The 236-nt window shown below is 65.3% G+C and carries 1 protein-coding gene; it reads right to left on the reverse strand.

Translation table 11 applies throughout. From position 1 onward, the window contains the following. Nucleotides 1–236: homogentisate 1,2-dioxygenase (locus tag AF337_RS08115; RefSeq protein WP_152970959.1), on the reverse strand; the 236-nt coding region annotated here is incomplete at both ends.

The following is a 236-nucleotide window of genomic DNA, read 5'->3' on the forward strand; positions in this document are numbered from 1 at the left end:
CGTAGGCATGGGCTGACATGCCCACCTGGGTGGTGGCATCGCCTGCGGTCGTGACTGTCCGCACCCCTTCGAGAAAGGTCAGTCTCTCCGCGGGCGCGGGGATGGGATCCCAGCGAAGCTGGCCCAGAGGAAGCGAGTGCTCGTCGAGGCAAGGCGCCGTTTTCCAGAGCGGATAGGATGCGTTGGAGAAGCGGCGGGTGTGACGCACGCTCGTGCGAATGCGATAGAGCCAGGAC

The organism is Rhizobium ecuadorense, assembly GCF_001187535.1.
GTDB classification, from domain to species: domain Bacteria; phylum Pseudomonadota; class Alphaproteobacteria; order Rhizobiales; family Rhizobiaceae; genus Rhizobium; species Rhizobium ecuadorense.